The organism is Niallia tiangongensis, from assembly GCF_044704065.1.
Taxonomy (GTDB): domain Bacteria; phylum Bacillota; class Bacilli; order Bacillales; family Cytobacillaceae; genus Niallia; species Niallia tiangongensis.
In genome coordinates, this window is the sequence record NZ_CP162613.1 from 2,179,486 (window position 1) to 2,195,471 (window position 15,986).

At 36.4% G+C, this 15,986-nt stretch carries 12 protein-coding genes; all 12 read left to right on the forward strand.

What is annotated here, in order from left to right; translation table 11 throughout:
- The first annotated feature begins 96 nt into the window (after positions 1 to 96).
- The 12 genes from AB3U99_RS10150 to AB3U99_RS10205 all read left to right on the forward strand — a co-directional run bounded on the left by AB3U99_RS10150 (position 97) and on the right by AB3U99_RS10205 (position 15,646).
- On the forward strand, positions 97 to 1,053 hold the full coding sequence (locus AB3U99_RS10150) for a polysaccharide deacetylase family protein (RefSeq protein ID WP_400247292.1): 957 nt from the start codon (positions 97 to 99) through the stop codon (positions 1,051 to 1,053).
- A 367-nt stretch (positions 1,054 to 1,420) separates the two neighbouring features.
- Complete coding sequence (locus tag AB3U99_RS10155) at positions 1,421 to 2,659, forward strand: M16 family metallopeptidase (protein WP_400247293.1); 1,239 nt, start codon at positions 1,421 to 1,423, stop codon at positions 2,657 to 2,659.
- 565 nt (positions 2,660 to 3,224) lie between these two features.
- Positions 3,225 to 4,121: a dipicolinic acid synthetase subunit A gene (gene dpaA / locus AB3U99_RS10160; RefSeq protein ID WP_400248021.1), complete on the forward strand. Its 897-nt coding sequence runs from the start codon at positions 3,225 to 3,227 to the stop codon at positions 4,119 to 4,121.
- Positions 4,122 to 4,123: 2 nt separating this feature from the next.
- Positions 4,124 to 4,720 (forward strand): dipicolinate synthase subunit B, encoded by a 597-nt coding sequence (gene dpaB, locus AB3U99_RS10165; RefSeq protein WP_400247295.1) that lies wholly within the window; start codon positions 4,124 to 4,126, stop codon positions 4,718 to 4,720.
- 209 nt (positions 4,721 to 4,929) lie between these two features.
- Positions 4,930 to 5,976, forward strand: coding sequence for an aspartate-semialdehyde dehydrogenase (locus AB3U99_RS10170; RefSeq protein WP_400247297.1), 1,047 nt, complete (start codon positions 4,930 to 4,932; stop codon positions 5,974 to 5,976).
- Between the two features lie 361 nt (positions 5,977 to 6,337).
- The gene (gene dapG, locus AB3U99_RS10175) at positions 6,338 to 7,555 is read left to right on the forward strand and encodes an aspartate kinase (RefSeq protein WP_400247299.1); all 1,218 of its coding nucleotides are present in this window, start codon (positions 6,338 to 6,340) and stop codon (positions 7,553 to 7,555) included.
- A gap of 47 nt (positions 7,556 to 7,602) precedes the next feature.
- Positions 7,603 to 8,466, forward strand: a complete 864-nt coding sequence (dapA, locus tag AB3U99_RS10180) for a 4-hydroxy-tetrahydrodipicolinate synthase (RefSeq protein ID WP_400247301.1) — start codon at positions 7,603 to 7,605, stop codon at positions 8,464 to 8,466.
- 309 nt (positions 8,467 to 8,775) lie between these two features.
- Complete coding sequence (locus AB3U99_RS10185) at positions 8,776 to 10,113, forward strand: amino acid permease (RefSeq protein ID WP_400247303.1); 1,338 nt, start codon at positions 8,776 to 8,778, stop codon at positions 10,111 to 10,113.
- A gap of 195 nt (positions 10,114 to 10,308) precedes the next feature.
- Positions 10,309 to 11,982 carry a ribonuclease J gene (locus tag AB3U99_RS10190; RefSeq protein WP_400247304.1) on the forward strand — a complete coding sequence of 558 codons (1,674 nt, stop codon included), beginning with the start codon at positions 10,309 to 10,311 and terminating at the stop codon, positions 11,980 to 11,982.
- A gap of 277 nt (positions 11,983 to 12,259) precedes the next feature.
- On the forward strand, positions 12,260 to 13,000 hold the full coding sequence (locus AB3U99_RS10195; protein WP_400247305.1) for a ClpP family protease: 741 nt from the start codon (positions 12,260 to 12,262) through the stop codon (positions 12,998 to 13,000).
- A complete protein-coding gene (locus AB3U99_RS10200; RefSeq protein ID WP_400247307.1) occupies positions 12,997 to 13,209 on the forward strand; it encodes a YlzJ-like family protein in 213 nt (70 codons plus the stop codon). The genes AB3U99_RS10195 and AB3U99_RS10200 overlap by 4 nt, the downstream gene beginning before the upstream one ends.
- Positions 13,210 to 13,309: 100 nt before the next feature.
- Positions 13,310 to 15,646, forward strand: coding sequence for a DNA translocase FtsK (locus tag AB3U99_RS10205; RefSeq protein ID WP_400247308.1), 2,337 nt, complete (start codon positions 13,310 to 13,312; stop codon positions 15,644 to 15,646).
- The last annotated feature ends 340 nt before the right edge of the window (positions 15,647 to 15,986 follow it).

The window sequence follows — 15,986 nt, forward strand, 5'->3', positions numbered from 1 at the left end:
AACCAAAATAATAAAATAAGGATAAGTAAAGTCCATATTTCTGCGTTCTACCTTGTCCTTGATTATCATACTGTAATAACTAGGGGGGAAAAGGTGATGAAGAAAATAGTTTCACTAGTAGGGATTTTTGTTGTCTCTTGGTTTTTAGTTAATAATCCTTTAGCAGATACATATGTTAGCTCGTTACAAGAAAATTCAGTTACAGTAACAGCAAATGATTCCTTATATACAACCATTAGTGAAAAAGCAAAAGAGTTTGAAAAAGAACCAATTGATGCAAAGTTAGATCCCGTATGGAAAGCAATTCCTGGATTAAACGGGCTAAAGGTCGATGTTGATGCATCATATAAAAATATGAAAAAAGAGAAGAAATTCAATGAACAAAAATTAGTTTATCAACAAGTGAAACCAGACATTACATTAGCTGATTTGCCACCTGCTCCGATTTATAAAGGGAATCCAGACAAAGAAACAGTTAGTTTTATTATAAATGTAGCGTGGGGGAATGAATTTTTGCCTGATATTTTAGCTACCTTGAAAAAACATCATGTGAAGGCTAGCTTTTTCTTAGAGGGTAGATGGGTTCAAAAAAACCCGGATCTTGCAAAAATGATTGCAGAAGCTGGACATGAGCTCGGAAATCATTCCTATACACATCCTGATATGAGTAAAATTAGTAGCAGCAAAATTCATGAGGAAATTGTAAAAACAAATGATGTGATAGAAGCAACAACAGGAGAGCAAGTTACATTATTAGCACCACCAAGCGGATATTTTAATAATGAGGTAGTGCAGATTGCGGATCAGCAGAAACTGAAAACAGTAATATGGTCTGTAGATACGATTGATTGGCAAAAACCAAGCCCAGATACATTGCTTAAAAGAGTTCTTGGAAAAATCCATAATGGGGCTCTCATCCTCATGCACCCAACAGAAGTAACGACAAATAGTCTGGAGCGATTAATTATCGAAATTGAGAATAAAGGGTATAAAATAGATACAGTTAGTGACATGCTTAGTGAGGAACGGGAAAGCTTCAATACAAAAAAATAGTAGTTCATTACATCTTATAGTATTCTATAAGAAGGAAACGTTTTGTAAGGGTTGTTGCTTTACTTTTATGGATGCTTCTAGTTGTAAGTTTTAACATCTTCTGCGGGAATGTAGGAAATGGGAGCGTCTGCAGTAAAATTTCCGATGAAGCTTACTTGAAGAAAAAACGAAAATCAACAGGGGTCATAAGAAGTAATCAACATATCATCATCTCCCTTCAATAGGGAAGTAATCGTTATTTCATCTTTTAAACATTCGTATGTTATGATTATAATCAAACAATGTTTTGGAAAAAATAAGAGGAATAAGATATACTAGCATTCGCAGCTATTTTTTACAACTTGGTAGAAGAACAGGAGGAACATAATTGATCAAAAGATATACTTGCCAAAATGGAGTAAGAATTGTATTGGAAAACATTCCAACCGTTCGCTCTGTAGCTATTGGCGTATGGATAGGCACAGGGTCTCGGAAAGAGGATGAAAAAAATAATGGTGTATCTCATTTTTTAGAGCATATGTTTTTTAAAGGGACAAAAACACGAAGTGCAAGAGAAATAGCAGAATCATTTGATAGTATTGGCGGTCAAGTAAATGCTTTTACCTCAAAGGAATATACTTGCTATTATGCAAAAGTGTTGGATACACATGCGGATATGGCTTTAGAAGTATTAGCAGATATGTATTTTAACTCAACTTTTGACGAAGAAGAGTTAAAGAAAGAGAAAAATGTAGTATGTGAAGAGATTAAAATGTATGATGACACACCGGATGATATTGTCCATGATTTATTAAGTCAGGCAATCTATGATAAACATCCATTAGGCTATCCAATTTTGGGTACAGAGGAGACACTTGCTACCTTCAATGGAGATACGTTAAGAGAATATATGTTTAATCATTATACTCCAGAAAATACAGTTATTTCGATTGCTGGCAATATTACAGAGACATTTATTTCAGAGGTAGAAAAGTATTTTGGAACATATGAAGCGGGTAAATCGGATGTTGAGATAGTAAAGCCTTCCTTCCATGCCAAAAATTTTTCTCGAAAAAAGGAAACAGAGCAAGCACATCTATGCCTAGGCTTCAATGGATTACAGGTGGGCGATGAGAGAATGTATACACTTGTTTCCTTAAACAATATTCTTGGCGGCAGTATGAGTAGTAGACTGTTCCAAGATGTTCGAGAGCAAAAAGGCTTAGCCTACTCTGTCTTCTCTTATCATTCTGCATACCAGGATAGTGGCATAGTAACGATATACGGCGGTACAGGAGCAAAACAGCTAGATGAATTATTTGATACCATCCAAAGTACGCTTGCTACCTTGAAAAAAGAAGGAATTACCGAAAAGGAACTTCTAAATAGTAAGGAGCAATTAAAAGGTAGCTTAATGCTAAGCTTAGAGAGCACGAATAGTCGAATGAGCAGAAATGGCAAAAACGAATTATTATTAGGCAAACATCGCTCCTTAGATGATATCATTGCTGATATTGACCGTGTCACAAAAGAAGATGTCGATCAAATGGCAAATGATATATTCACTGACACATTCTCCGTCTCCCTAATCAGCCCAGACGGACAACTGCCAAAAGCACTACAATAAATAATAGCACTACATATATGAAGAAAGAACTAGGAAACAGAATTTACTTCTGAATCCTAGTTTTTTTTTGCCCCCATCTTTGAGACTCGTAGGTTGCTATCCACTACAGGATTCCCTCTTTCCGGGGTAGTCTCGCGCCTTTACTCAATTACCAGTTTTCCATAAACAGAAGGTTACATCCTAAGTTTATCTTCATTGGCTACTTTATTCTATAATATTAATTCGAATGAACAGAAAAGTTAGTGTGATGCAAATTAAGAGGCGACCGCTCCTATTGAAGATATGAACAAGTTCGAGCAGAAACTAGGACAGGAAGGGCGAAGCAGACTCGCCGCTCGCCCTGGAAATGAGAGCTATATTCCAATTTAACAGCAGGTTTCATTATATAAATAATACATAAGATCGAGAAGCTTTCCCATTTTTAACTATTTGTTCTAAATAAAGAAGAAATCCTTCTTTTTGAGGAATTCCTAGAAACAACTCACCTAATAATGTGTATTCACATAAGATGTTGAAGTAGCGAGCTATGAAAACAGGATCTTTAAAAAAAGAAGGTGAAATATTCATGCTGAAAGGGATGAAAATCGCGGTTATCGGCGGTGATGCAAGGCAGCTAGAAATTGTTCGCAAGCTAACCGAACAAGAGGCAATCCTTTCATTAATTGGGTTCGAGCAATTAGACCATGCATTCACCGGAGCTACAAAAGAAAAAATCGATAACGTAGATTTTTCGAAAATAGATGCTATTATCTTACCCGTTAAAGGTACCGATTTAAATGGGCAAGTTGATACAATCTTTTCGAACGAACAGGTTTTTTTAACAAAAGAAATATTAGAAAAAACCCCAGGACATTGCACCATATATTCAGGGATAACGAATGACTATTTAAATTTGCTAATTAAAGAAACGAACCGAAAACTCGTTCAATTATTTGATCGAGATGATGTAGCAATATTAAATTCCATTCCAACAGTAGAAGGTACGATTATGATGGCAATCCAACATACAGATACAACGATTCATGGCTCTAAGGTAATTGTGCTTGGGCTAGGGCGTGTAGGAATGAGTGTTGCACGGACTTTCCACGCATTAGGTGCGAAAGTAAAGGTTGCAGCTAATCAAAGTGAACATATTGCTCGCATTATAGAAATGGGATTAACTCCTGTACATTTAGATGATTTACAAATCGCGGTGGAAGATATTGATATTTGTATCAATACGATCCCCCATCTCGTCGTAACTTCTGATGTCATTGAAAAAATGCCCCTTCACACATTGGTGCTCGATTTAGCATCTAAACCAGGTGGAACAGATTTTCAATATGCAGAAAAAAGAGGGGTTAAGGCATTACTTGCACCAAGTTTACCGGGAATTGTAGCCCCGAAAACAGCAGGGAATATACTCGCAGATGTCTTAGCTCAATTACTTGCTGATCAACCGCAACAAGGAAAGGAGAAATAAGAATGAGTAGTTTACAAGGAAAAAGAATTGGATTTGGTATTTCAGGATCTCACTGTACGTACGCAGAAGTAGTACCACAGGTAGAAAAGTTAGTATCACTTGGCGCAGAAGTAGTACCAGTTGTAACGGGAAATGTTAAAAATACAGATACTCGTTTCGGCAAGGGGAAGGATTGGGTTAGCAAAGTAGAAGAAATAACAGGGCAGCCAATAATCGATAGTATAGTAGCAGCAGAGCCCCTTGGACCGAAAGCCCCACTAGATTGTATGGTAATCGCCCCATTAACAGGAAATAGCATGAGCAAATTTGCAAATGCCATGACAGACAATGCAGTATTAATGGCAGCTAAAGCTACATTAAGAAATCAAAATCCAGTTGTGTTAGGAATTTCTACAAATGATGCATTAGGATTAAATGGCATCAATCTAATGCGTTTGATGGCAACAAAGAATATTTTCTTTATCCCATTTGGCCAGGATGATCCAGAAAAAAAACCAAATTCCATGGTAGCAAGAATGTCTATGCTTGCAGAAACAATTGAAGCAGCATTAAAATATAAACAGATTCAGCCAGTAATTGTGGAGAAATATTTAGATTAACGAGTGTTTTTAGAAAATCACCGATAAAACAAGGCGCTTTTTGTAATCCATTCGGAACTCTTTAGCGCCAATCGGTGTTTTTTGAAAGAATCTGATAAAAGTTTCTTTTATTGCTGCTTGAATATGTTAAAATAGATAATATTATTTAAGGCAGTGCATTTACATTAGCCTATGATTATTAGAGAAAGCCTTTGGAAGGAGAACCATAGATGGAGCAATTAAAAGGATACAACGTAGCAGTAGTCGGAGCAACAGGGGCTGTTGGTCAACAAATGATGAAAACATTAGAAAGCAGAGATTTTCCTATTTCAACATTAACACTTTTGTCATCAAAACGTTCAGCAGGGACAAAAGTTCTTTATAAAGATAAGGAAATTGTGGTACAAGAAGCAACTCCAGATAGCTTTAAAGGAATTGATATTGCGTTATTCAGTGCAGGTGGTGGGGTATCGAAGGAGCTAGCGCCACATGCGGTAAGACATGGAGCAATTGTTGTTGATAATACAAGTGCATTCCGTATGGACAAAGACGTGCCATTAGTAGTACCAGAAGTAAATGAAGAGGATCTTCGCAAACATAACGGAATTATTGCAAACCCAAACTGTTCTACTATTCAAATGGTCGTAGCTCTACAACCGTTAAAAGAAAAGTATGGCCTTTCTAAAGTATTAGTGTCGACATATCAAGCTGTGTCTGGATCAGGTGCAGCAGCAGTAGAGGAATTAAATAGCCAAACGCAAGCGATTCTTAACAATGAATCATTTGAACCAAAAATTCTTCCTGTTAAGAGCGATAAGCAGCATTATCAAATTGCCTTTAATGCAGTTCCGCAAATTGATGTGTTCACAGAAAATGGATTTACTTATGAAGAAATGAAGATGATCAACGAAACAAAGAAAATCATGCATGCAGATGACTTAAAAGTTGCGGCAACATGTGTACGTATTCCAGTTGCGACAGGTCATTCTGAATCTGTTTATTTTGAGTTAGACAATGATCAAGCAACAGTAGCAGAAATCAAAGAATTATTAGCAGCTTCTCCTGGCATTGTTCTTCAGGATGATCCGAATAATCAAATCTATCCAATGCCTGCAGATTGTGTAGGAAGCAATGATGTTTTTGTCGGACGTATTCGTCAAGATTTAGACGTGAAAAACGGATTCCATATGTGGGTAGTGTCAGATAACTTATTAAAGGGTGCCGCATGGAACTCTGTTCAAATCGCTGAAAGCCTAATTAAATTAGGACTTGTATAAGTAAATGAAGAAAGGCAAGACTGTAAATGGTTAGAATACAGGAAAATGCCTGTAAGTAGAGTTCTAATTTTTCTACATACAGGAAGTACAAGTTTGGATACAGCAATATACGCCTCGTGCCAAAATCTTGTCTTTCTTAACAAATGAGTATTTTTAGAAGAAAGAGATCCTTTTTTTAACGAATACTATTATTAAATGGCTTAAAGGTTAACTAGAGTCAAACAACAAGGGATCCTCCTAGTAATATGATGTTTGAGGTATCTAATCTTTATAGTTAAGGATTTGAGATTCCTCCAATTTGTTCTAGAAAAAGGCACCCTTATATTTACACTCATTTAGAAAGTGTTCAGAGGTGTTTACTGTGAAAATAATGCTTCAAAAATTTGGTGGAACATCGGTACGAGATGAAAAAAGCCGAATTCAAGCAAAAGATCATATTAAAGATGCATTAAGTGAAGGGTATAAAGTGGTTGTAGTTGTTTCAGCAATGGGTCGTAAAGGAGAACCATATGCAACCGATACACTCTTATCATTAGTTGGCGGAGCAGAAACAAGTATCAGCAGAAGAGAAAATGACTTGCTAATGTCATGCGGTGAAATTATTTCAAGTGTTGTGTTCACACAGCTATTGCTAGAAAATCAGATTTCAGCTACAGCTTTGACAGGTGCTCAAGCTGGATTTAAAACGAATAATGATTTTACGAATGCAAGAATAATGGAAATGGACTGCAGTCGTATTCTTCAAGAATTGGAAAACCATGATGTAGTTGTGGTAGCTGGCTTTCAAGGCGCAGCCCCAAATGGAGATACGACAACATTAGGAAGAGGCGGAAGTGATACTTCAGCAGCCGCTTTAGGATCTGCCCTAAATGCAGAATATATTGATATATTTACAGACGTAGAAGGAATTATGACAGCTGACCCAAGAATCGCTGAAAATGCTCGGCCGTTATCAGTTGTCACTTATTCAGAGGTATGTAATATGGCATACCAAGGCGCAAAAGTTATTCATCCTCGAGCAGTGGAAATTGCGATGCAGGCGAAAGTGCCAATTCGAATTCGTTCTACTTATTCAAAAGGTGCTGGTACGCTCGTTACATCCAGTAATGCAGAGAACAAAGGAAGCGACATTAAAGAAAGACCGGTTACTGGTATTGCGCATGTAGTGAATGTAACACAAATTAAGGTATTTGCGAAAAAAGATCAGTATGATTTGCAGGCGCAAGTATTTAAAGCAATGGCAAACGAAGAAATAAGTGTCGACTTTATCAACATTTCACCAAACAGCGTTGTCTATACCGTAACAAATGAAATGACCAATAAGGCTATAGCTGTTCTTGAAAATATGGGCTACGAACCTGTTATTGAAAGAGAGTGTGCGAAAGTTTCAGTAGTTGGTGCTGGAATGGCCGGTGTACCAGGTGTTACATTTAAAATTGTTACAGCACTATCAAATAAAGGAATTCGAATCCTGCAATCAGCAGATAGCCATGCAACGATATGGGTACTGGTGAAACAGGATGATTTAGTAAACGCAGTGAATGTATTACACGATGCGTTTGAGCTAGAGAAAGAATAGATTAGATATAGATACGACGAGATCGAGATGAGAATAGGAGTGGAACGATGGGTTTATTTGGTAGGGTGTCAACGGCCATGATTACACCATTTGATGCCAAGGGACATATAGATTTTCCAAAAACAACACAGTTAATTAATCATTTACTTGAAAACGGAACAGATTCTTTAGTAGTAGCTGGTACAACTGGAGAATCACCCACATTATCCAAACAAGAGAAGATTGCGTTATTTAAACATGTGGTAAAGGTAGTGGAAAAGAGAGTTCCAATTATTGCAGGAACAGGTAGTTATAACACATATGAGTCCATCGAATTGACGAAACAAGCTGAACTTGCAGGTGTGGACGCTGTTATGGTAGTTGGACCATACTATAACAAGCCGAACCAAGAGGGTTTGTTTCAGCATATTAAAGCAGTTGCAGAATCTACAAAACTACCCGTTATGATATATAATATTCCAGGTCGTTCTGTTGTCAATATTGAACCAGACACTATTATTCGCATGTCTGAAATTGAAAATATAGTAGCAGTAAAAGAAGCTAGCGGAAATTTAAATAACATCACGAAAATTATTGCGTCAACACCAGATGATTTTTACGTATACAGTGGCGATGACGGTTTAACATTACCGTTATTATCTGTAGGTGGAACTGGAATAATCTCTGTTGCATCTCATATCATCGGCAAAGAAATGAAAGAAATGGTGAATTCTTTCTTAGCTGGAAATATAGAGGAAGCTTCAAAAATGCATCAGAAATTACTTCCTCTGATGTTAGCCTTATTTAAAGCACCTAACCCTGTACCAGTAAAAACGGCGCTTCAATTAAAAGGCTTTGATGTTGGTTCTGTTCGTTTACCTTTAGTTCCTTTAACAGAGGAAGAACGCAAAGAACTAGCGAAATATTTATAAGCTTTTTTAAGTTTTACGTCTTTATCCGTAAATACGATTAAAATGATACAAAAGCTTACTTTGCAAGGTTAAAAGAATCTTTACTTGTCAGAAGAGTTCAGCTATCTCTTATTACTAAGGATGAACCAGTAGTTAAATTGGTTCCTTCCTCCATGAGATAACTAGCTCTTCTGACTTTTTTGTTTGACAGCCTTATTAAGAAAAACTTGTTTCCAAACTAGTAATTGATTATGATTGGATACATAGTAAATGTTCGATTTATAGAAATTGTTTATTACTAGTAAATGTAAGAAACGCGGAGGAGAAAGCATGACGAATAATCAGTTACAAAAAAACTTATTGCCAAGACATATTAGTTTAATGGCAATGGGAGGAGCGATTGGTACCGGAATATTTAAAGGAAGCGGTGAAACAGTATCTATTGCCGGCCCAGGCGTTATCTTTACATACATATTTGCAGGACTTTTATTGCTCGTAGTAATGGGAAGTATTGCGGAAATGGCAATTATTTATCCCAATACAAATATGAAAGGCTTTATTGGGAAAGCTTTTGGCAATCGAATGGCATTCATTATTGGCTGGATGTATTGCATTTTATGGCTTGCTGTATGCGTGATTGAGGTTGTTGTAGCAGGAAGCTTTTTGCAATTTTGGTTACCAGATATTCCGCTTTGGATATTAAGCATTATTTGTTCCATTATTTTAATTGCTGTAAATACAATGAATGTTAAAAATTATGGTGAATTTGAGTTTTGGTTTGCAGGCATTAAAATTGGGATGATAATTCTCTTTATTATTCTAGGAGCGGCTGTTTTATTTGGCATCATTCCATCTGGCCAAACAAATTATTTGCAAAATTACACAGAGCATGGTGGATTTTTCCCAAATGGTTGGATGTCTGTCTTGTCAGCATTATTAATTGTTATGTTCTCCTATGGTGGCTCTGAACTAATTGGAGTTACCGTAACAGAAGCAAAAGATGCAGAGAAAATACTGCCTAAAGTAATTAAAAGCTTTATTTTACGAATCATATTATTTTACACGTTACCTATATTAATTATATGTGGTCTTATTCCTTGGAATAAGCTAAACGATGCTTCCAGTCCATTTGTACAAGTGCTGACTATTTCTGGATTATCTGGTGCAGCTCATATTATGAACTTTGTCTTGATTATTGCGGTGTTATCTGCAGCGAATTCGGGTATATACGGTTGTACGAGAATGATGTATTCCCTTGCTTTAGAAGGACAAGGACCAAAAGCGTTTAGCAAGGTAAATAAAAATGGAGTTCCTTTATATAGTTTAATGCTTACAGCTATTATTTTGATTGCTGGTTCCATGATTGCATTAGTAAAGCAAGATGAAGTATTCACTTTGCTTATGGCATTCCCAGGTTTTGTTGTTTCGATTGTTTGGATAGCCATTTGTTTAGCACAAGTAAAGCTACGAAAATCTTATCCCTTTGAACCAAGCTTTAAAATTTGGGGATATCCGTTCATACCTATAATTACGGTAATTTGTTTAGCAATAATTAGTATCAGTTTCTTATTTGATGAAGCAAATCGAATTAGCATCATGGCATGTTTAGCTTGTTTCTTTGTCGTAATCGTTATTTCTATTTTTAAATTTAAATCGAATGAACGTTAAAAATTATCATTTGACTAGGAAAAAAATCGATGAAATTAGGTTAAATCCAATAATGGAATAGCTATATTTTCTGAAGAAATCATTTTAAAAAAGAAGATTTCATAAAATTGGTTGTAAACATTTTTAAACATCAAGTATAATAAGCATAACTGATCAATGGTCGGCTTAACTCAACATAGGAGGAAACAAAAATTTATGAAGAATGAAAAAATAAAGCTCGTTGCACTCGGTGGAGTGGGCGAGAACGGAAAAAATATGTTTGTAGTCGAAGTGGATGAAGACATATTTGTAATTGATGCTGGTTTAATGTACCCACAAAATGAAATGTTGGGGATTGATATTGTTATTCCAGATATATCGTATTTAAAGCAAAACAAAGACAGAGTCAAAGGAATTTTCTTAACACATGCACATGAAGATCACATCGGAGGCTTATCTTATATATTAAGAGATTTGGACGTGCCCGTTTTTACGACTCTTTTAACAGCTGAACTGACAAAGGAAAAGATGAAAGAGCAGGATTACAAAGGACAAGCACAATTTGAAATTATTACCTCTAAATCAGTTCTTACGTTTGCTTCTTCAAAAGTATCTTTCTTTAAAACGAATCATAGTATCCCAGATAGTATTGGTATCGTTATTCATACATCAGAAGGTGCAATCGTACATACAGGGGATTTTAAATTTGACCAGACTGCAAGTGATTTATATAAGCCTGAGTATGGTGAGATGGCAAAAATTGGAGAAGAAGGCGTTTTAGCTTTACTTTCTGATAGTACAAATGCAGATAAGCCAGGCTATTCTACTACAGACTTTGTAGTAACGCAAAGCTTGATCGACTCCTTTTTACAAACAAAGGGCCGTATCATTGCAGCATGCTTTGCAACAGACTTAAATAGAATTCAGCATATCATTGACGCTGCAGAGAAAACGAATCGTAAAGTTGCAATTATCGGAAAAAATTTACAAAGAGTATTACAGATTGCTATAAAGAACCATTATTTAACAGTAGATGAGGAAACAATTGTTACCTATAATGAGCTTCAAGAGTATGCGCAGGATCAAATGGTAATTATCACGACTGGAACAAAAGGGGAGCCAATTGAAGCTCTGCAAAAAATGGTGAGAAAAAACCATAAGCAAGTAAGCATCATGCAAGGGGATACCGTGTTATTTGCAGCATCTTCTTTCTTAGGCAGTGAAGTGTTTGTTGGAAAAACAATTGATAAACTATATAGAGCCGGTGCGACACTTCTTGCAGACTATAAAACATTTAATAGCTCCAATCACGGCAGTCAAGAAGAATTGAAATTCATGATTAATATGATGAAGCCAAAATTCTTCTTGCCAATCCATGGAGAATATCGTTTATTAAAAGCGCATGAAAAAATTGCGGTTGAATGTGGAATTGCCCCTCAAAATATCTATCTTCCTGAACAAGGGGAAGTTCTTGAATATAAAGAAGATACGCTTCGAGTTGGTGGAAAGATTCCAGCAGGGAATGTATTAATCGATGGCAGCGGTGTTGGCGATGTCGGAAATATTGTCCTAAGAGATCGAAAGTTATTGTCACAGGATGGTATCTTAACAGTTGTCGTAACATTAAATAAGGCAGAGAGAAAGATTTCTGCTGGTCCAGAAATTATTACGCGAGGCTTTGTGTATGTTCGTGAATCAGAGAAATTACTCGAAGAAGCTTCTGATCGAGTAAGAGATATTGTAGAAAAAAGCATCAGCAAGGACAGCTTTGACTGGACTGGTATTAAGCAAGATATAAGAGACACATTAAACCAGTTCCTTTATGAAAAAACAAGACGCAGACCAATGATTCTGCCGATTATTATGGAAGTAAAACCAGCTAGAAAATAAAAGTAACAGTCTCCTTTGATAAGGAGGCTGTTTTTTTGTATGCCATTATTTAAAGAGCCAAATATAAAAAGGCGTACATACAGTGAATGAACGTCGAAAATGTAAGCGAGCTGATTGAAAAAAGCGTTCATACCTTCCTATTCAGGAGATACTATAAATATCATTGTGCATTCCAATGGCAAATAAACAGGCATTTTGTCTTTTCGATTTCAACCGCATGAAATAGTGTCTCTCGCTTCATACTAACATTATTATGGTCTTAGGAAGGGAGAACATTATGATTTCAGTAAATAATAATAATGAGCCTGAAGAACAGCCGAAAGAGGATAAACCAACTGGTGGTTTAATGGAAAAAATACAACAGCTGGGACAAACCAATGTACCACAGCTTTCTCAGGATTCAAAAATACATTGTTTAACGATTGTTGGCCAAATTGAAGGGCATTTGCAATTGCCACCTCAAAATAAAACGACGAAATATGAGCATTTAATTCCGCAAATTGTTGCAATTGAACAAAACCCGAAAATTGAAGGGGTACTGGTTATTTTAAATACAGTTGGAGGCGACGTAGAAGCTGGGTTAGCAATTTCCGAAATGCTTGCATCTCTTTCTAAACCAACTGTTTCTCTTGTTTTAGGAGGAGGACATTCTATCGGGGTACCGATTGCTGTATCCTGTGATTTTTCTTTTATTGCAGAAACAGCAACGATGACCATTCACCCAATACGATTAACAGGGCTCGTTATTGGAGTTCCCCAAACATTTGAGTACTTAGATAAAATGCAAGAAAGAGTCGTTAATTTTGTCACAAAGCATTCCAAAATAACGGAAGAAGATTTTAAAGATCTTATGTTTGCAAAAGGGAATTTAACAAGAGATATTGGAACAAACGTAATTGGTATAGATGCTGTAACTTCTGGACTTATAGATGCTGTTGGCGGGGTAGGAAATGCGATGAAAAAGCTCAATGAGTTAATTGATGCGAATAAAGAACAGACGGAAGGGATTATCCAATGATCATGTATACAATGATGCCGGAAGAATTGATTTTTCCAATGAGTCAAGATATTTATGAAAAGCAGCAGGTTATAAATTATAATGGAATACCTTTGTTAGTCGCGAAAAATGAAGCAAATGAATTTGAAGTAGTGAGAGTACTTAGCACCGATCCAAGTGATTTTCTCCATACAGGCATGCAACCAGGAACAAAAATTCCAAACATATAATCTGTTTTTCATAAACTATGGTATAATATAGTAATCAATAAAGAAGCAGCCTAAAGGCTGCTTCTTTATTACAAATGATTATAAATATTAGGTGATATAAATGGCGAAAAGGAAAAAAAGAAAGAAAAGACAAAAACAAGCACTTAAATTAACGATACAATATGAACTTGCAGCCCTCGTCATTATGGCGTTGAGTTTTATCTCGATTCTACAGCTTGGGGCTGTTGGAACAACAATGGTTTCTTTTTTTCGTTTCTTCTTCGGAGAGTGGTATATGCTTTGTCTGATTGGACTAATCGTATACGGTGGTTATTTAATGTGGAAACGAGAAAAACCTTATATGTTCCATACTAAATTGAATGGGATCTATTTAATTGTTGGAGCGATTTTGTTATTGAGTCACGTAACATTATTTAAATTGCTAGCCAGTCAAGGGGCTTTTACGAATCCGAGTGTTATTTATAACACTTGGGAATTATTTTGGATGGAAGTAAATAAACAGTCAACAAATATTGATCTAGGTGGTGGAATGATTGGTGCCGTTTTATTTGCCCTATTCCATTATTTATTTGATACAGTAGGTACGCAAATTATTAGCTTTATCGTCATTGTTATTGGTTTTATTTTGCTTACAGGCAAAACTTTAAGTGGTGCTTTTAAGAAAGTATTATCAGGTATTTGGAATTTTATCCAGGATCAATGGACAGCGTTTATTCAAGATTTAAAGGATTGGAAAGAATCCATGCAAAAAAATAAGGAAAAACGCAAAGCGGATAAACAGGGAAGAAAAGAAAATAATCAGCGAGAGGAAAATACAAACCCGCAGATTATCGTAAATACTCCGCAAGAAGAGGAAGAGCCATACATACAAGAGCCAATTATTAACACATTTGCAGAAAAAGCGTATCAGGATGAAGCAATTCATGAAGAGCCTGTTACACAGATAGAAGAACCAGCTGATGAGGGAGAAGTCGTTGTCCCAATATCCTTTACAGAAGTAGAAAATAAAGATTACGAGCTTCCTCCTCTTAAATTATTGAAGCTGCCAAGAAAGGCGGATCAGAGTGGGGAGTATGAACAAATTCATGCAAATGCTGCTAAATTAGAAAGAACCTTTCATAGCTTTGGAGTAAAAGCGAGAGTGACAGAGGTTCATTTAGGTCCTGCAGTAACAAAGTATGAAGTTCATCCAAGTGAAGGGGTAAAGGTAAGTAAAATTGTCAATTTAAGTGATGATTTAGCATTAGCATTAGCAGCGAAGGATATTCGTATTGAAGCTCCGATTCCTGGAAAATCAGCAATCGGGATAGAGGTGCCGAACTCAGAAGTTGCTGTTGTATCCCTAAGAGAAGTACTGGAATCAAGTAAAAATGATAAACCAGATTCCAAGCTGATGATTGCGTTTGGGCGGGATATTACCGGTGAGGCAGTATGTGCAGAATTAAATAAGATGCCTCATTTACTTGTTGCAGGAGCAACGGGAAGCGGAAAATCTGTCTGCATTAATGGAATTATTACAAGCATTTTAATGAGAGCGAAGCCTCATGAAGTCAAATTGATGATGATTGACCCGAAAATGGTGGAATTAAACGTGTATAATGGGGTGCCTCATTTGCTTGCACCAGTTGTAACGAATCCGAAAAAGGCATCGCAGGCATTGATGAAGGTAGTAAGTGAAATGGAGAGAAGATATGATTTATTCTCCCACACAGGAACAAGAAATATTGAAGGCTATAATGAATATATTAAACGCATTAATGCAGAGGAACAGGAAAAGCAGCCACTTCTTCCATTTATCGTTGTGATTGTGGACGAGCTTGCAGACTTAATGATGGTAGCATCCTCTGATGTAGAAGATGCTATTACAAGACTTGCTCAAATGGCCCGTGCAGCTGGAATCCATCTTATTATTGCAACACAACGTCCATCTGTTGATGTAATCACTGGCGTTATTAAAGCGAATATTCCATCTCGAATTGCATTCGCCGTATCCTCACAGACAGACTCACGCACCATTTTAGATATGGGCGGAGCAGAAAAGCTATTAGGAAGAGGAGATATGCTATTTTTCCCCTATGGAGCTAGTAAACCGGTTAGGGTGCAAGGTGCTTTCTTATCAGATGAAGAGGTAGAGGATGTAGTCGATTTTGTTATTGGACAGCAAAAGGCACAATATCAAGAAGAAATGATTCCAGATGAAATTGTCGAAGTTACTGGGGCAGTTGAAGATGAATTGTATAATGATGCAGTGGAATTAATCGTTGAAATGCAAACCGCGTCTGTTAGTATGCTGCAAAGAAGATTCCGTATCGGCTATACAAGAGCGGCAAGATTAATCGATGAAATGGAAGCTCGCGGAGTAGTCGGACCATATGAAGGTAGTAAACCGAGAAATGTCCTTATTCCAAAGGGTTCAGAAGAAATGAACATTCAGTAAGGAACAAACTAAATTAGTATGGATTAATAAGAAATTTATCGGTTTGAGTATGGAAATTTATGCTTAAATGGATAAAAAATAATCATATTATCAAAGAGAACCTGAAATAGTATAACCTATTTCAGGTTCTCTTTTTATCGTATATTCAGAACAATCTTTCGAGTATCGGAAGAAAAAGAGGGGGAAATGACTGTGTTTTTTATAGGAATATACAAATGCAAACGGTTGATTTCCGAACAATTCCTCATTTCAGTTTTTTTTCGACGAAATTCTTAAAAGTCTATTTATTTATTAGTCAAAAAGTGTTATAGTATTTTCGATTAGTAGGAATGATTGAACA